At 75.3% G+C, this 17,155-nt stretch carries 12 protein-coding genes; 11 read left to right on the forward strand and 1 reads right to left on the reverse strand.

Translation table 11 applies throughout. The features are described from left to right. Nucleotides 1-34 precede the first annotated feature (34 nt). From hisI to ACI780_RS13235, 11 genes are all read left to right on the forward strand, one after another. Nucleotides 35-400, forward strand: a complete 366-nt coding sequence (gene hisI, locus ACI780_RS13185) for a phosphoribosyl-AMP cyclohydrolase (protein ID WP_457003373.1) — start codon at nt 35-37, stop codon at nt 398-400. Then, nucleotides 387-1,898 carry an anthranilate synthase component I gene (locus ACI780_RS13190; RefSeq protein ID WP_456872338.1) on the forward strand — a complete coding sequence of 504 codons (1,512 nt, stop codon included), beginning with the start codon at nt 387-389 and terminating at the stop codon, nt 1,896-1,898. Before hisI ends, ACI780_RS13190 begins: the two co-directional genes overlap by 14 nt. Continuing rightward, nucleotides 1,895-2,533: a Trp biosynthesis-associated membrane protein gene (locus ACI780_RS13195; RefSeq protein WP_457003376.1), complete on the forward strand. Its 639-nt coding sequence runs from the start codon at nt 1,895-1,897 to the stop codon at nt 2,531-2,533. Before ACI780_RS13190 ends, ACI780_RS13195 begins: the two co-directional genes overlap by 4 nt. A gap of 56 nt (nt 2,534-2,589) precedes the next feature. After that, the gene (gene trpC, locus ACI780_RS13200) at nt 2,590-3,399 is read left to right on the forward strand and encodes an indole-3-glycerol phosphate synthase TrpC (protein WP_456872336.1); all 810 of its coding nucleotides are present in this window, start codon (nt 2,590-2,592) and stop codon (nt 3,397-3,399) included. 55 nt (nt 3,400-3,454) lie between these two features. After that, complete coding sequence (gene trpB, locus ACI780_RS13205) at nt 3,455-4,831, forward strand: tryptophan synthase subunit beta (protein WP_457003378.1); 1,377 nt, start codon at nt 3,455-3,457, stop codon at nt 4,829-4,831. Continuing rightward, the gene (gene trpA / locus ACI780_RS13210) at nt 4,828-5,631 is read left to right on the forward strand and encodes a tryptophan synthase subunit alpha (protein WP_457003380.1); all 804 of its coding nucleotides are present in this window, start codon (nt 4,828-4,830) and stop codon (nt 5,629-5,631) included. Before trpB ends, trpA begins: the two co-directional genes overlap by 4 nt. Continuing rightward, on the forward strand, nt 5,628-6,569 hold the full coding sequence (gene lgt / locus ACI780_RS13215) for a prolipoprotein diacylglyceryl transferase (protein ID WP_457003382.1): 942 nt from the start codon (nt 5,628-5,630) through the stop codon (nt 6,567-6,569). The genes trpA and lgt overlap by 4 nt, the downstream gene beginning before the upstream one ends. 319 nt (nt 6,570-6,888) lie before the next feature. Further along, nucleotides 6,889-11,553, forward strand: coding sequence for a glutamate synthase large subunit (gene gltB, locus ACI780_RS13220; RefSeq protein WP_456872332.1), 4,665 nt, complete (start codon nt 6,889-6,891; stop codon nt 11,551-11,553). After that, nucleotides 11,546-13,033: a glutamate synthase subunit beta gene (locus ACI780_RS13225; RefSeq protein ID WP_456872331.1), complete on the forward strand. Its 1,488-nt coding sequence runs from the start codon at nt 11,546-11,548 to the stop codon at nt 13,031-13,033. Before gltB ends, ACI780_RS13225 begins: the two co-directional genes overlap by 8 nt. Nucleotides 13,034-13,119: 86 nt before the next feature. Next, nucleotides 13,120-14,535, forward strand: a complete 1,416-nt coding sequence (gene pyk, locus ACI780_RS13230) for a pyruvate kinase (RefSeq protein ID WP_456872330.1) — start codon at nt 13,120-13,122, stop codon at nt 14,533-14,535. Between the two features lie 29 nt (nt 14,536-14,564). After that, nucleotides 14,565-15,407 (forward strand): acyl-CoA thioesterase, encoded by an 843-nt coding sequence (locus tag ACI780_RS13235; protein WP_457003385.1) that lies wholly within the window; start codon nt 14,565-14,567, stop codon nt 15,405-15,407. On the opposite strand, the gene ACI780_RS13240 is transcribed toward ACI780_RS13235, so the two are convergent. Next, nucleotides 15,385-17,028 carry an aminotransferase class V-fold PLP-dependent enzyme gene (locus tag ACI780_RS13240; RefSeq protein WP_457003387.1) on the reverse strand — a complete coding sequence of 548 codons (1,644 nt, stop codon included), beginning with the start codon at nt 17,026-17,028 and terminating at the stop codon, nt 15,385-15,387. The genes ACI780_RS13235 and ACI780_RS13240 overlap by 23 nt on opposite strands. Nucleotides 17,029-17,155: the final 127 nt, after the last annotated feature.

Consider the following 17,155-nt stretch of genomic DNA (forward strand, 5'->3'; position numbering starts at 1 on the left):
CGGGCCGGCCCGCCGGCGGGGGAGAATCGCCGGCATGCCCGCCGTCGACACCGCTCTCGACCCCGCCGTCGCCGCGCTGCTGCGCCGCGACCCCGCCGGGCTGGTCGCCGCCGTCGTCCAGCAGCACGACACCGGTGAGGTGCTCATGCTCGCCTGGATGGACGACGAGGCCCTGCGCCGCACGCTGACGACCGGCCGCGCCACCTACTGGTCGCGCAGCCGGCGGGAGTACTGGGTCAAGGGCGAGACCTCCGGGCACCGGCAGTGGGTCCGCGACGTGCGCCTGGACTGCGACGGCGACGCGCTGCTGGTGCTGGTCGACCAGGAGGGCCCGGCCTGCCACACCGGCACGCGCTCCTGCTTCTCCCGCGAGCTGGAGGTCACCCGTGCGGCTCGGTGAGACCACCCCGACCCGCGAGGACTTCCTCGCCGCCGACCAGCCGGTCGTGCCGGTCACCCGGCGGCTGCTGGCCGACGGCGAGACCGCGGTCGGCGTCTACCGCAAGCTCGCCGGCAACCGGCCGGGCACCGTGCTGCTGGAGTCGGCCGAACAGGGCAAGCGGTGGTCGCGCTACAGCTTCGTCGGCGTGCGCAGCGCCGGCGTCCTCACCGAGCGCGACGGGCGCACCCTCTGGCTCGGCGACCGGCTGCCCGGCGTCACCGACGACCTGCCCGACGACCCGCTGGCCGCCGTCCGCACGCTGTCCCGGCGGCTGCGCTCGCCGCGCACCCCCGGCCTGCCGCGGCTCACCGGCGGGCTGGTCGGCTACCTCGGCTACGACGTCGTCCGCCGCCTGGAGCGGCTGCCCACCACCGCCGCCGACGACCTCGGCATGCCCGAGCTGTCGCTGGCGCTGGTCACCGACCTCGCCGTCCTCGACCACACCGACGGCACCGTGCTGCTCATCGCCAACGCGTTCCGGCGGACCGCCGAGGACCCCGGCGCGGCCTGGGACGACGCCGTCGCCCGCCTCGACGCCATGGCCGCCGACCTCACCAAGGCCGTGCCGCCGGGCGTGGCCACCTTCACCCCGGCCGAGCCGCCGCCGGTGCGCAGCACGATGGCGCCGGGGGAGTACGAGGCCGGGGTGGAGACCGTCCGCGAGCACATCCGCGCCGGGGACGCCTTCCAGGTGGTGCTCGCGCAGCGGTTCCAGACCGACACCGACGTCGACGCGCTCGACCTCTACCGGGTGCTGCGGGCGACCAACCCCTCGCCGTACATGTACCTGCTGCGCTTCGCCGGGCGGGAGACGCCCTTCGACGTCGTCGGCTCCTCCCCGGAAGCACTGGTCACCGTCACCGGCAGCCAGGCCGTCGTCCACCCGCCGGCCGGCACCCGCCCGCGCGGGGCCACCGAGGAGGAGGACCTGCGGCTGGCCGAGGGCCTGCTGGCCGACCCCAAGGAGCGCGCCGAGCACGTGATGCTCGTCGACCTCGCCCGCAACGACCTCGGCCGGGTCTGCCTGCCGGGCACGGTCGAGGTGCCCGACTTCATGCGCGTCGAGTACTACAGCCACGTCATGCACCTGGTCTCGACCGTCTCCGGCGAGGTCAGCCCCGACCGCGACGCCCTCGACGTGTTCGACGCCACCTTCCCGGCCGGCACCGTCTCCGGCGCCCCCAAGCCGCGGGCCATGGAGATCATCGAGTCGCTCGAGCCCACCCGGCGGGCGCTCTACGCCGGCACCGTCGGGTACGTCGACGCCGGCGGCGACATGGACATGGCCATCGCCATCCGCACCGCCGTGCTGCACCAGGGCCGCGCCTACGTGCAGGCCGGCGCCGGCATCGTCGCCGACAGCGACCCGGCCACCGAGGAGGCCGAGACCCGGCACAAGGCGCGGGCGGTGCTCTCGGCGATCGCGACGGCGGAGGGCATGCGGGAGGTGCGGTGAGCCGCCGGCGGCGCGAGCTCGGGGTGGCGCTGGCCGGCTGCGCGCTGGCCGGTGCGCTCGCGCTGACGGCCGCCGGGCAGACCTGGTCCACGGTCACCGTCACCCGCCGCCCGCCGCTGCCCCCGGTCACCGAGGCGCTGACCGGGTCGGCGCTCGCCCCGCTGGTCCCCGCCGCCGGCCTGCTGCTGCTCGCCGCCGCGGTGGCGGTGCTGGCCGTCCGCGGCGCCGGCCGCGCCGCCGTCGGCGCGCTGGTGGTGCTCGCCGGCGCGGCGTTGGCCTGGTCGGGGCTGCGGGTGCTCACCGGTGCCGCCGATCCCGGGACGGCGGCGCCGGGGGAGCGGCGCACCGCCGACCTCGCCGCCGCCTGGCCGGTGCTCTGCCTGGTCGCGGCCGTCGTCGCGCTCGCCGCGGGCGGGCTGGTCCTCGCCCGGGGACGGCGCTGGCCCGGCATGGGCGGCCGCTACGAGCGCACCCCGGCCGCCGCGCCCGCCCCGGCGCGGGCGCGCACCGACGAGGAGCGGGCGCTCGACGCCTGGCGCGCGCTCGACCGCGGCGACGACCCCACCGACGAGCCCACCGACGACGGGGAGCCCGCCGGCGACCCGGCGCCCGGCCCCCCGGACCGCCGCCGTTAGGGTGGGGAGACCGTCCGGCCGACCCCGGAAGCCGACCCCAGCAGCGAGGAGGCGGTGTGACCGTCCTCGACGACATCGTCGCCGGCGTCCGTGAGGACGTCGCGGCGCGCGAGGCGGCCACCCCGCTGGCCGAGGTGAAGGCCGCCGCCCGCGACGCCCGCCCCGCGCGGGACGCGCTCGCCGCCCTGCGCGAGCCCGGCGTCGGCGTCATCGCCGAGGTCAAGCGCCGCAGCCCCAGCAAGGGCGCCCTCGCCGACATCCCCGACCCCACCGTCCTCGCCCGGCAGTACGCCGCCGGGGGCGCCCGCGTCATCAGCGTGCTCACCGAGCGGCGGCGCTTCGGCGGCTCGCAGGCCGACCTCGCCGCCGTGCGCGCCGCCGTCGACGTGCCGGTGCTGTGCAAGGACTTCGTCGTCAGCAGCTACCAGGTGCACGAGGCCCGCGCGCACGGCGCCGACGTCGTCCTGCTCATCGTCGCGGCGCTGGAGCAGAACGCCCTGCTGGGCCTGCTCGAGCGGGTCGAGTCGCTCGGGATGACGGCGTTGGTGGAGGTGCACACCGAGGCCGAGGCCGACCGCGCGCTGGACGCGGGTGCCTCGGTGATCGGCGTCAACGCCCGCGACCTCACCACCCTCGAGATCGACCTCGGCACCTTCGAGCGGATCGCGCCGGGCCTGCCCTCGGGGGTGGTCAAGGTCGCCGAGTCCGGCGTCCGCGGCCCCCGCGAGCTCATCGCCTACGCCGCCGCCGGCGCCGACGCGGTCCTGGTCGGCGAGGGCCTGGTCACCGCCGGCGACGCCCGCCAGGCGGTCGCCGACCTGGTCACCGCCGGGTCGCACCCCGCGGTGCCCCGCACGACCCGCTGACGACCCCGCGGACCCCCTCCACCGCACGGGCGCCGCGGCGCGGGACACTGGCTGCATGACCAGCAGCGCCGTGCACCCGCCCCAGGACCGACCCGCTCCGGCGCGTCCGTCCTGGCCGGACGCCACGGGCCACTTCGGCGTCTTCGGCGGCCGCTTCGTGCCCGAGGCGCTGATCGCCGCGCTCGACGAGCTCACCGAGGCCTACGAGGCGATGCGCGTCGACCCCGCCTTCCTGGCGGAGTTCGCCGCCCTGCAGCGCGACTACACCGGCCGGCCGAGCCCGGTCACCGAGGTGCCCCGGTTCGCCGAGCACGCCGGCGGCGCGCGGGTGCTGCTCAAGCGCGAGGACCTCAACCACACCGGCTCCCACAAGATCAACAACGTGCTGGGCCAGGCCCTGCTGACCCGGCGGATCGGCAAGCAGCGGGTCATCGCCGAGACCGGCGCCGGCCAGCACGGCGTCGCCACCGCCACCGCCGCGGCGCTCATGGGGCTGTCCTGCACGATCTACATGGGCGAGGAGGACACGCGCCGGCAGGCGCTCAACGTCGCCCGCATGCGGCTGCTCGGCGCCGAGGTGATCCCGGTCGCCACCGGCTCGCGCACCCTCAAGGACGCCATCAACGAGGCCTTCCGCGACTGGGTCACCAACGTCGAGACCACCAACTACGTCTTCGGCACCGTCGCCGGCCCGCACCCGTTCCCGGCGATGGTCCGCGACTTCCAGCGGGTGATCGGCGACGAGGCCCGCGCCCAGGTGCTCGAGCGGGAGGGCCGGCTCCCCGACGCGGTGCTGGCCTGCGTCGGCGGCGGCTCCAACGCGATCGGGATCTTCACCGCGTTCGTGCCCGACGAGGGCGTGCGGCTGGTCGGCCTGGAGGCCGGCGGCGACGGCGTCGACACCGGCCGGCACGCCGCGACCATCACCGGGGGAGCGCCGGGTGTGCTGCACGGCGCCCGCTCCTACCTGCTGCAGGACGACAACGGGCAGACGATCGAGTCCCACTCGATCAGCGCCGGCCTGGACTACCCGGGCGTCGGCCCGGAGCACAGCTTCCTGCACGACGTCGGCCGCGCCGAGTACCGGCCGGTCACCGACGCCGAGGCCATGGAGGCCTTCGCGCTGCTGTGCCGCACCGAGGGCATCATCCCGGCGATCGAGTCCGCGCACGCCCTCGCCGGGGCGCTCGTCCTCGGCCGGGAGCTGGTGACCCGGGGGGACGGTGGGCGGGGAGGGGAACCGCCGCTGCTGCTGGTGAACCTCTCCGGCCGCGGCGACAAGGACGTGGAGACCGCGTCGCGCTGGTTCGGCCTCGGCGACCGCGAGCACGTCGAGCCCGGCGCCGGCATGGACACCGACCAGCGGCCCACCGAGGGCGCGGTCGTCAACGACGCGGCCGTCGCCGGCCGGGACGCGGGGGAGTCGGCGTGAGCGCGCTGCAGGACCGGATCGGGCAGGCGCGGGCCGAGGGGCGGGCCGCGCTGCTCGGCTACCTGCCCGTCGGCTACCCCGACGTGCCCCGCTCGATCGAGGCCATGGTCGCGCTGGTCGAGGGCGGGGCCGACGCGGTGGAGATCGGCGTCCCGTACTCCGACCCCGGCATGGAGGGCCCGGTCATCCAGGAGGCGATGGACGTCGCCGTCCGGGCCGGCGTGGGCCTGCGCGACGTCTTCGGCGCGGTCCGCGCGGTCGCCGACGCCGGGGCGGTGCCGGTGGTCATGAGCTACTGGAACCCGATCGAGCACTACGGCGTCGACCGCTTCGCCGACGACCTGGCCGCCGCCGGCGGCGCGGGCGCGATCACCCCCGACCTGATCCCCGACGAGGCCGCGCCGTGGCTGGCCGCCACCGAGCGCACCGGCCTCGACCGGGTCTTCCTCGTCGCGCCGTCGTCCACCGACGCCCGGCTGGCCGCCACCGTCGCCGCCTGCCGCGGCTTCGTCTACGCCGCCTCCACGATGGGCGTCACCGGCACCCGGGCCACGGTGAGCGACACGGCCGAGCGGCTGGTCACCCGCACCCGCGCCGTGGCCGGCGAGCTGCCCGTCTGCGTGGGCCTGGGCGTGTCGAACGGCGACCAGGCCGCCGAGGTGGCCGGCTTCGCCGACGGCGTCATCGTCGGGTCGGCCTACGTGCGGCGGGTGCTCGACGGCCGCGGCCCCGAGGGCGTGCGCGCGCTGTCGGTCGAGCTGGCCGAGGGCGTGCGCCGGGGCGCGGGCGTGCCCTCGTGAGCGCGCTCGCGGCGATCCCCAGCCCCGCGCAGGGCACCTGGTACCTCGGGCCGTTCCCGCTGCGGGCCTACGCGCTGTGCATCATCGCCGGCATCGTGGCGGCCTGCTGGATCGCCGAGCGGCGCTGGGTGGCCCGCGGCGGGCGGCCCGGCGACGTCCTCGACATCGCCGTCTGGGCGGTGCCCTTCGGCATCCTCGGCGGCCGGCTCTACCACGTGGTCACCACGCCGCAGCCCTACTTCGGCGAGGGCGGCGACCCGCTGCGGGCGTTCGCGATCTGGGAGGGCGGCCTCGGCATCTGGGGTGCCATCGCCCTCGGCGGCGTCGGCGCCTGGATCGCCTGCCGCCGCCGCGGCATCCCGCTGCCGGCCTTCGCCGACGCCGTCGCCCCCGCCCTGCTGGTCGCCCAGGCCGTCGGCCGCCTCGGCAACTGGTTCAACCAGGAGCTCTTCGGCGGGCCGACGACGCTGCCGTGGGCGCTGGAGATCGACGCCGCCCACCGCCCCGCCGGCTACGAGGCGTTCGCCACGTTCCACCCGACGTTCCTCTACGAGCTGCTGTGGAACCTCGCCGCGGCCGCCGTCGTCGTGTGGGCCGACCGCCGGTTCCGCCTCTCCCACGGCCGGGCGTTCGCCCTCTACGTCGCGCTGTACTGCGCCGGCCGGCTGTGGATCGAGCTGCTGCGCATCGACGACGCCAACCAGATCCTCGGCGTCCGGCTCAACGTGTTCACCTGCGTCGTCGTCGGCCTGCTCGCCGTCGCCTACCTGGTGTGGCAGCGCGGCCGCCCGCGGGAGGTCATCGACCGGGGGCACGCCACCGGCGACACCGCCGGGGACCCCGACGGTGAGACGGCCGACGACCCGGCCGGCGACCCCGCCGCGCCGGACGTCCGGCGGTCGGCGGACCGCTCCTCCGACACGCCCGGGACGCCCTGAGCGGACGCGCCGCGGACACCGTCGGGACGCGTGAACGGCGCGTTGCGGCTGTGTACCCTCCTGGGCAGACTCCCCAGCGATCCTGGGTCGTCGCACGTGTCGGAACCGGGCCAGTGCTGCCCCGCGGACGACGACCCCGTGGCACCACCCGCGGGGCCGCGAGCTCAGCCGGTCCGGGCACACCGTGTCCGCCGGACGCCGGCTCACCGCAGACCCGAGCCGCTCCCCGCGGCTCCGTCGCACCGCCCCCCTGACCACCGGCCGTGCTCCCGCGCCGCCCTCCCCGAGGACGGCGCGGCAGCCGACGACGGGAGTGACCATGTCCGGGTCCCGCACCCCCGCCACCCGCACCACCACCGGCCCGGCCGTGCCCTTCTCGGCCACGCCGCCGGCCGCCGGCCTCTACGACCCGGCGAACGACTCCGACGCCTGCGGGGTCGCCTTCGTGGCCGACGCCCGGGGCCGCCGCTCGCGTGCGATCGTGGCCGCCGGCCTCACCGCGCTGCACAACCTCGACCACCGCGGCGCGGCCGGCGCCGAGCCCAACTCCGGTGACGGCGCCGGCATCCTGACCCAGGTGCCCGACGCGCTGCTGCGCGCCGTCGTCGACTTCGACCTGCCGCCGCTGGGCGAGTACTCCGTCGGCATCGCCTTCCTGCCCCTCGACGACGAGGAGCGCGCCGCCCGCCAGGCCGACGTCGCGCGGATCGCCGCCGAGGAGGGGCTGACCGTCCTCGGCTGGCGCGACGTCCCGGTCGACCCCGACGGCGCCGACCTCGGGCCCACCGCCCGCGCGGTCATGCCGCACTTCGCCCAGCTGTTCGTCGCCGAGACCATGGGCGCCCGCGCCGACGCCGCCGCGTTCGGCGGACCCCGCGCGGTCAACGGCGTCACCCGGCTCGAGCGGCGCTCCTTCGTGCTGCGCAAGCGCGCCGAGCGGGAGGCCCGCGAGGCCGGCAGCTCGCTGTACGTGGTCTCGCTGTCGTCGCGGACGCTGACCTACAAGGGCATGCTCACCACCGACCAGCTGCCCGCGTTCTTCCCCGACCTGCGCGACGAGCGCTACGAGTCGGCGATCGCGCTGGTGCACAGCCGGTTCTCCACCAACACCTTCCCGAGCTGGCCGCTGGCCCACCCGTTCCGGTTCATCGCCCACAACGGCGAGATCAACACCATCAAGGGCAACCGCAACCGGATGCGCGCCCGCGAGGCGCAGCTCGAGACCGACCTGTTCGACGGCCCGGCCGGCCCCGCGAGCGAGCTCGGCCTGGAGCGGGTCTTCCCGGTCACCGCCAGCGACTTCAGCGACTCGGCCACCTTCGACGAGGTGCTCGAGCTGCTGCACCTGTCGGGCCGCTCGCTGCCGCACGCGGTGCTGATGATGATCCCGGAGGCGTGGGAGAACCACGACGAGATGGACCCGGCCCGGCGGGCCTTCTACCGGTTCCACTCCTCGATCATGGAGCCCTGGGACGGGCCGGCCTGCGTGGCCTTCACCGACGGCACGCTCATCGGCGCCGTCCTCGACCGCAACGGCCTGCGCCCGGGCCGCTGGCTGCGCACGAAGGACGACCTCGTCGTCCTGGCGAGCGAGACCGGCGTGCTCGACATCCCCGCCGGCGACGTCGTCGCCAAGGGCCGGCTGCAGCCGGGCCGGATGTTCCTGGTCGACACCTCCTCGGGGCGGATCGTCTCCGACGAGGAGGTCAAGGGTGCGCTGGCCGCCGAGCACCCCTACGAGGACTGGCTGCACGCCGGCCTGGTGCACCTGCCCTCGCTGCCCGAGCGGCGGCGCGCGCGGCCCAGCCACGAGTCGGTCGTGCGCCGCCAGCAGCTGTTCGGCTACACCGAGGAGGAGCTGCGGGTCCTGCTCACCCCGATGGCCTCCACCGGGGCCGAGCCGATCGGCTCGATGGGCACCGACACCCCGATCGCGGCGCTGTCGGACCGCTCCCGGCAGCTCTACGACTACTTCGGGCAGCTGTTCGCCCAGGTGACCAACCCGCCGCTGGACGCCATCCGCGAGGAGCTGGTGACCAGCCTGGGCCGCACCTTCGGCCCCGAGCAGAACCTGCTCTCGGCCGGCGCGGCCTCCTGCCGGCAGGTGTACCTGCCCTTCCCGGTCATCGACAACGACGAGCTGGCCAAGATCCTGCACATCGACGACGACGGCGACCTGCCCGGCTTCGCCGCCGTCCGGATCACCGGCCACTTCGACGTCACCGGCGGCGGCCCGGCGCTGGTCGAGGCCGTCGAGCAGCTGCGGGCCAAGGTCAGCCGGGCGATCTCGGCCGGCGCGCGGATCATCGTGCTGTCCGACCGCGACTGCGACGAGAAGCGCGCCCCGATCCCGTCGCTGCTCATGACCGCCGCCGTCCACCACCACCTGGTGCGCGAGCGCACCCGCATGCAGGTCGGCCTGGTCGTCGAGTCCGGCGACTGCCGCGAGGTGCACCACGTCGCGCTGCTGCTCGGCTACGGCGCGGCCGCGGTCAACCCCTACCTCGCGTTCGAGTCCATCGAGGACCTCATCCGCGACGGCGTCCTCACCGGCGTACAGCCGGCCCAGGCGGTGCGCAACGTCGTCAAGGCGCTGGGCAAGGGCGTCCTGAAGGTCATGAGCAAGATGGGCATCAGCACCGTCGGCTCGTACACGATGGCGCAGATCTTCGAGGCGGTCGGCCTGTCGCAGGACGTCGTCGACGAGTACTTCACCGGCACCTCCTGTCCCCTCGGCGGCGTCGGCATGGACGTGCTCGCCGAGGAGGTCGCCATGCGGCACCGGCGCGCCTACCCGGAGAACCCGACCGAGCGGGCGCACCGCCGGCTGGAGACCGGGGGCGAGTACCAGTGGCGCCGCGAGGGCGAGGTGCACCTGTTCAACCCCGAGACGGTGTTCCTGCTCCAGCACGCCACCCGCTCGCGGCAGTACGAGGTCTTCCAGCGCTACACCGACACCGTCGACCGGCTGTCGGAGGAGGCCGCCACCCTGCGCGGGCTGTTCGCGATCAAGGAGGGCGCGCGGCCGCCGGTGCCGATCGAGGAGGTCGAGCCGGCGAGCGAGATCGTCAAGCGGTTCCAGACCGGCGCGATGAGCTACGGCTCCATCTCGCAGGAGGCGCACGAGACCCTCGCCATCGCCATGAACCGGCTCGGCGGGCGGTCCAACACCGGGGAGGGCGGCGAGGACCCCGACCGGTACGTGCCCGACCCCAACGGCGACCTGCGCCGCTCGGCGATCAAGCAGGTGGCCAGCGGGCGCTTCGGCGTCACCAGCGAGTACCTGGTCAACGCCGACGACGTGCAGATCAAGATGGCGCAGGGCGCCAAGCCCGGCGAGGGCGGCCAGCTGCCCGGCGGCAAGGTCTACCCGTGGGTGGCCCGCACCCGGCACTCCACCCCGGGTGTCGGCCTGATCAGCCCGCCGCCGCACCACGACATCTACTCGATCGAGGACCTCAAGCAGCTCATCCACGACCTGAAGAACGCCAACGACCAGGCGCGGGTCAACGTCAAGCTGGTCGCCGAGGTCGGCGTCGGGACGGTCGCGGCCGGGGTCAGCAAGGCCCACGCCGACGTCGTCCTGATCTCCGGCCACGACGGCGGCACCGGCGCGGCGCCGCTGACCAGCCTCAAGCACGCCGGCTCGCCGTGGGAGCTGGGCCTGGCCGAGACGCAGCAGACGCTGCTGGCCAACGGCCTGCGCGACCGCATCGTGGTGCAGGTCGACGGGCAGATGAAGACCGGCCGCGACGTCGTCGTCGCGATGCTGCTCGGCGCCGAGGAGTACGGCTTCGCCACCGCGCCGCTGGTGGTCTCCGGCTGCATCATGATGCGGGTCTGCCACCTCGACACCTGCCCGGTCGGCGTCGCCACCCAGAACCCCGAGCTGCGCAAGCGGTTCACCGGGCGGCCGGAGTTCGTGGTCACCTTCTTCGAGTTCCTCGCCGAGCAGGTGCGGCAGTACCTGGCCGCGCTGGGCTTCCGCTCGGTCGACGAGGCCGTCGGCCACGTCGAGCTGCTCGACACCCGCCAGGCGGTCGACCACTGGAAGGCCCGCGGCCTGGACCTCTCGCCGGCGCTGGCGCTGCCCGAGCTGCCCGACGGCGCGCCGCGGCGCGCGGTCCGCACCCAGGACCACGGCCTCGACCTGGCGCTGGACCAGACGCTGATCCAGCTGTGCGAGGGCGCGCTGCTCGACGCCCGGCCGGTGCGCCTGGAGCTGCCGGTGCGCAACGTCAACCGCACCGTGGGCACGATGCTCGGCTCGATGGTCACCCGCCGCTTCGGCGGGCAGGGGCTGCCCGACGACACCATCGACCTGACCTTCACCGGGTCGGCCGGCCAGTCCTTCGGCGCGTTCCTGCCCCGCGGGATCACCATGCGGCTGTTCGGCGACGCCAACGACTACGTCGGCAAGGGGCTCTCGGGCGGCCGGGTCGTCGTCCGGCCGGCCCGCGAGGCGACCTTCGCCGCCGAGGACAACGTCATCGCCGGCAACGTCATCGGCTACGGCGCCACCGGCGGGGAGGTGTTCCTGCGCGGCCGGGTCGGCGAGCGGTTCTGCGTGCGCAACTCCGGGGCGCTGGCCGTCGTCGAGGGCGTCGGCGACCACGCGCTGGAGTACATGACCGGCGGCCGCGCGGTGGTCCTGGGGCCCACCGGCCGCAACGTCGCCGCCGGCATGTCCGGCGGCGTCGGGTACGTGCTGGACCTGGCCCGGCACCGGGTCAACACCGAGATGGTCGACGTCGAGCCGCTCGACGTCGAGTCCGCCCAGTGGCTGCGCGAGGTCCTGGTGCGCTACCAGGCCGAGACCGAGTCGCCGGTGGCCGCCGCGCTGCTGGCCGACTGGGGCCGCTGGTCGGGGCAGTTCAGCGTGATCATGCCGCGCGACTACCGGCGCGCACTCGAGGCCCGGCGGGCCGCCGAGGCCGCCGGCACCGACGTGGACCGAGCAGTGATGGAGGCCGCACGTGGCTGACTCGACGGGTTTCCTGAAGTACGAGCGGGCGCTGCCGCCCCGGCGGCCGGTCGACGTCCGCATCCTGGACTGGAAGGACGTCTACCTCTCCCGCCAGAACGGCGAGGACGGCGTCTACCCGGTCGCGGCGCTGCGCCAGCAGGCCGCCCGGTGCATGGACTGCGGCATCCCGTTCTGCCACCACGGCTGCCCGCTGGGCAACCTCATCCCGGAGTGGAACGACCTCGCCCGCCGCGACGACTGGCGCGACGCGATCGAGCGACTGCACGCGACCAACAACTTCCCGGAGTTCACCGGGAAGCTGTGCCCGGCGCCCTGCGAGGGCGCCTGCGTGCTGAACCTGCAGGAGTCCCCGGTCACGATCAAGCAGATCGAGTGGGAGATCATCGACCAGGCCTTCGAGCGGGGGTACGTCGAGCCGCAGGCCCCGGCCGAGCGCACCGGCAAGCGGGTCGCCGTCGTCGGGTCCGGGCCGGCGGGCCTGGCCGCCGCCCAGCAGCTCACCCGCGCCGGCCACGACGTCACCGTCTACGAGCGGGCCGACCGGGTCGGCGGGCTGCTCCGCTACGGCATCCCCGAGTTCAAGATGGAGAAGTCCGTCCTGGACCGGCGGCTGGACCAGATGCGCGCCGAGGGCACCCGCTTCGTCACCGGCGTGGAGGTCGGTGGGTCGGGGGAGGGTGACCTCTCCGCCGAGCAGCTGCGCGGGGAGCACGACGCGGTCGTCCTCGCCGCCGGGGCCACCGTCGGCCGCGACCTGCCCGTGCCGGGCCGCGAGCTCGAGGGCATCCACCTGGCGATGGAGTTCCTGCCCTTCGGCAACCGCCAGGCGCTCGGCGAGCTCGACGACCCGCCGATCACCGCGGAGGGCAAGGACGTCGTCATCATCGGTGGCGGTGACACCGGCGCGGACTGCCTGGGCACCTCCCACCGGCAGGGCGCCCGCTCGGTGACCCAGCTGGAGATCATGCCGGCGCCGCCGGAGTCGCGGGCGCCGGGCAACCCGTGGCCGACCTACCCGATGGTCATGCGGGTGTCCTCCGCGCACGAGGAGGGCGGCGAGCGGCTGTACTCGGTGAGCACCGAGCGCTTCCTGGGCGACGACGAGGGCCGCGTGCGCGCGCTGGTGCTGCACGAGGTCGAGCAGGTCGACGGCCGGTTCCGCAAGGTCGAGGGCACCGAGCGCGAGCTGCCCGCCCAGCTGGTGCTGCTGGCCATGGGCTTCACCGGCGTGCAGCGCGAGGGCCTGGTGGAGGCGCTGGGCCTCGACGTCGACGGGCGCGGCAACGTCGTCCGCGACGACGAGTTCGCCTCCTCCGTGCCCGGCGTGTTCGTCGCCGGGGACGCCGGCCGCGGCCAGTCGCTGATCGTGTGGGCCATCGCCGAGGGCCGCGCCGCCGCGGGCGCCGTCGACCAGTGGCTGACCGGCAGCAGCATGCTGCCCCGGCCGGTCACCCCCACCGCGGTCGCGCTCCGGTGAGCGAGGGGGCCGGGTCCGGCGACACCGCGGGGCCCGGTCCCCGCCCGTCCGGCGGCGCTTGGGAACCGCCGACTAGCGTCTCGGGCATGTCCCGCCGCGCGAAGATCGTCTGCACCCTGGGCCCGGCCACCAGCTCCCTCGAGCAGATCACCGCCCTCGTCGAGGCGGGGATGGACGTGGCCCGGCTCAACTTCAGCCACGGGTCGCACGCCGACCACGAGCAGGCCTACCTCAACGTGCGGAAGGCCTCGGACTCCACCGGCCACGCCGTCGCCGTCCTCGCCGACCTGCAGGGCCCCAAGATCCGGCTCGGCACGTTCGCCGACGGCCCGGTGCACTGGGCCACCGGCAGCCGGGTGTGCATCACCGTCGAGGACGTCGAGGGCACCGCCGAGCGGGTGTCGACCACCTACAAGGGCCTGGCCAACGACGCCCGCGTCGGTGACCGGCTGCTCGTGGACGACGGCAAGCTCGCCCTGTCGGTGGTCTCCGTCGACGGCCCGGACGTGTGGTGCCTGGTCGTCGAGGGCGGCGAGGTCTCCAACAACAAGGGCCTGTCGCTGCCCGGCGTCGCGGTGAGCGTCCCGGCGCTGTCGGAGAAGGACGAGGAGGACCTCCGCTTCGCCCTGCACCTGTCGGTGGACTTCGTGGCGCTGTCGTTCGTCCGCTCGCCCGACGACGTCGAGCTGGTCCGCGACATCATGCGCCAGGAGGACATCACCCTCCCCGTCATCGCCAAGCTGGAGAAGCCGGAGGCGGTGGAGAACCTCGACGCGATCGTCGAGGCGTTCGACGGGGTCATGGTGGCCCGCGGCGACCTCGGCGTGGAGCTGGCGCTCGAGCAGGTCCCGCTGGTGCAGAAGCGCGCCGTGCAGGCCGCCCGCGAGCGCAACAAGCCGGTCATCGTGGCCACCCAGATGCTCGAGTCGATGATCGGCAACTCCCGGCCCACCCGCGCGGAGGCCTCCGACGTCGCCAACGCCGTCCTCGACGGCGCCGACGCGGTGATGCTGTCGGGGGAGACCTCGGTGGGGCGCTACCCGGTCGGCGCGGTCCGCACGATGGAGCGGATCATCGCCGCCGTCGAGAGCGACGACCGGTGGGTGCCCGAGCTGACCCGGCGCTCCCGGTCGCGGTCCGGGGCGATCGTCCGGGCCGCCCGCGACATCGGCGAGGCGCTCGACGTCAAGGCGCTGGCCACCTTCACCCAGACCGGGGAGACCGCCCGCCGGCTGGCCGCGCTGCACCCCCGCCAGCCGCTGCTGGCCTTCACCGTCGACGCCCGCGTGCGCAGCCAGCTGGCGCTGTCCTGGGGGGTGGAGACCTTCATCGTGCAGTCGGTGCAGCACACCGACGACATGGTCCGCCAGGTCGACTTCTCGCTGCTGTCGATCGGGCGGCTGCGCGAGCGCGACCGGGTGGTCGTCGTCGCGGGCAGCCCGCCGAACACCGTCGGCTCGACCAACCTCATCCGCGTCCACGAAGTCGGCACCGACTCGTGACCGGCGGCGGGTCCCAGGCCGCCGCCCTCATGAGCGTCCTCGACCTCGAGGAGCGGTCGCCCGACGTCTTCGTCGGGCAGACGCCCACGACCCGGCTGCAGCGGATCTTCGGCGGCCAGGTCGCCGCGCAGGCGCTCATGGCCGCGGTGCGCACCGTGCCGGCAGAGCGCGGGGTGCACTCGCTGCACTCCTACTTCCTGCGGCCCGGGGACCCCCACGAGGAGCTGCGCTACTCCGTCGAGCGCATCCGCGACGGCCGGTCGTTCGCCACACGCCGCGTGATCGCCTGCCAGCGGCGCCGCGGGGAGGACGTCGCCGTCTTCGCGCTGACCGCCGACTTCCACGCCGGCGAGCCCGCCGTCGTCACCCACGCCCGGCCGATGCCCGAGGTGCCCGGCCCCGAGGAGCTGCGCTCCCTGGCCGAGCACGCCGCCGGCCACGGCGCGCTGGCCGCACCGGCGCTGGAGATCAGCCGGGCCGTGGAGCAGCGGCCGCTGGCCGACCCCTTCGCCCCCGACCCGAAGACGCCGCCGCACACGCAGTCGCACGCCTGGTTCCGGGTGGCCGGCCGCCTGCCCGACGACGCCGGGGTGCACGCGGCGGCCCTCACCTTCGTCACCGACCTGACGCTGCTGTCGGCCGGGCTGGCGCGGGTGGGCGGCGGGTGGGGCGGCCGCTACGTCGGGGCCAGCCTCGACCACGCCGTCTGGTTCCACGCGCCGGTGCAGGCCGACGACTGGTTCCTCTACGAGACCGACAGCCCCGCGGCCACGGCCGGCCGCGCGCTGTGCTTCGGCAGCATCTGGGCCGCCGACGGCACGCACGTGGCCACCGTCGCCCAGGAGGGGCTCATCCGGTCACTGGGGGAGTGACGGCGGCCTCGACCGGCTGCGCGTCCTCCCCGGCGTCCTCCGTCTCGGGCTGAGGCGCCTCGGCGGCGCGCTCGGCCTCGGCGGCGCGCTCGGCCTCGGCGGCGCGCTCGGCCTCCGCCCTGCGCTCGGCCTCGGCGCGGGCGCGCTCGGCGGCGGCCTCGGCGAAGTCGGCGGCCAGCCAGTCGTGGCCCTCGCACAGCAGCGCCCACGCCCGCTCGACGTGCGCCCGCGTCGTCGCCGGCGCGCCGATCGCCACCCGCAGCACCACCTGCCCGCGCACGGTGGTGTGGGTCAGGAACACCTCGCCGCCGTCGTTGAGCCGCTCGAGCAGGGTCATGGTGGCGACGTCGGCGTCGACGTCGTCGGGCCAGCGCGGCCGCAGGCACACCAGCGACAGCGGGTGCGGGACGACGACGTCGAAGCGGTCGTCGGCCTCCGCCCAGCCGGCCAGCTCCTGGGCCAGGGCGATGCCGAAGCGCACGTGCGCGCGCAGCCCCTCCGCGCCGTACCAGCGCAGCACCGCCCACAGCTTCAGCGCCCGGAACCGGCGGCCGAGCTCGATCTGCCAGTCGCGGTAGTCGACCACCGCGCCGGCCTCGGTGGCGGCGTTGCGCAGGTACTCGGGGAGGATCGCCAGCGCGCCGGTGAGCGCGGCGCGGTCGGCGACCCAGAAGAGCGTGGCGTCGAAGCCGGTGAGCAGCCACTTGTGCGCGTCGGTGGTGTAGCTGTCGGCCCACTCCACCCCGGCCTGCAGCGGCCGCAGCTCGGGTGCCACGGCGCTGACCCCGGCGTAGGCGGCGTCCACGTGCAGCCAGGCGCCGGCGTCGCGGCAGATCGGCCCGAGCCCGGCCAGCGGGTCGACCGCGGTGGTCGACGTCGTCCCGACCGTCGCGCAGACCAGCACCGGCGTGTGGCCGCGGGCGGCGTCCCGCTCCAGCCGGGCCCTGAGCGCCGCGGGGCGCATGGCGAGGTCGCCGTCGACCTCCACGACGCGGATCGCGTCGGTGCCCAGCCCGGCGATGCGCACCGCCTTCTCCATCGAGGAGTGCGTCTCGGCGCTCACGTACACCGTCGCCCGGTCGGGGTCGACGCCGTGGCGGACCGTGCCCCCGCCGCTCGCGCGGTGCAGCGCGGCCAGCAGCGCGACCAGGTTGGCCCCGGAGCTGGAGTCCTGGACCACGCCTCCGCCGCTGCCGGTCGAGCGGAAGGACGCGGGCAGGCCGAGGAGGTCGACCAGCCAGTCCAGGACGTGCTGCTCGAGCTCGGTGGCCGCCGGGCTGGTCACCCACGACATGCCCTGCACCCCGAGGCCGGCCGACAGCAGGTCGCCGAGGACCGAGGGGCCGGAGGTGTTGGCCGGGAAGTAGGCGAGGAAGCCCGGGTGCTGCCAGTGGGTGACCCCGGGGAGGACGACGGAGTCGAGGTCGGCCAGCAGCGCAGAGAAGGGCTCGCCCTGCTCGGGGGCCGACGGCGGCAGCGCGGCGCGGACGTCGCCCGGCGCCACCCGCGAGCGGACGGGGAAGGACTGCACCCGCGTCCAGTAGTCGGCGATCCAGTCGACCACCTCGTGACCGTGCTGCCGGAACTGCTCGGGGGTCATGTGGGGGACGGGCTCGCTCACCCGGCCACAGTATTGCCCGCGACGAGTGGGCCCCGGAGGGGTCCACGAGGAGCGAGGCGGCGCAGGACGAGGACTCCGGGACGCGAGCCGCCCTGCGAGGCGGTGCGAGGAGCGGGGCCCAGAGGGT

It is taken from the genome of Geodermatophilus sp. SYSU D00814 (assembly GCF_054050055.1).

What these genes read in the sequence shown, in the direction of transcription:
- hisI (WP_457003373.1), top strand. Translation starts at nt 35, where the DNA reads ATGCCCGCCGTCGACACCGCTCTCGACCCCGCCGTCGCCGCGCTGCTG.
- trpB (WP_457003378.1), top strand. Translation starts at nt 3,455, where the DNA reads ATGACCAGCAGCGCCGTGCACCCGCCCCAGGACCGACCCGCTCCGGCG.
- gltB (WP_456872332.1), top strand. Translation starts at nt 6,889, where the DNA reads ATGTCCGGGTCCCGCACCCCCGCCACCCGCACCACCACCGGCCCGGCC.
- pyk (WP_456872330.1), top strand. Translation starts at nt 13,120, where the DNA reads ATGTCCCGCCGCGCGAAGATCGTCTGCACCCTGGGCCCGGCCACCAGC.
- ACI780_RS13235 (WP_457003385.1), top strand. Translation starts at nt 14,565, where the DNA reads ATGAGCGTCCTCGACCTCGAGGAGCGGTCGCCCGACGTCTTCGTCGGG.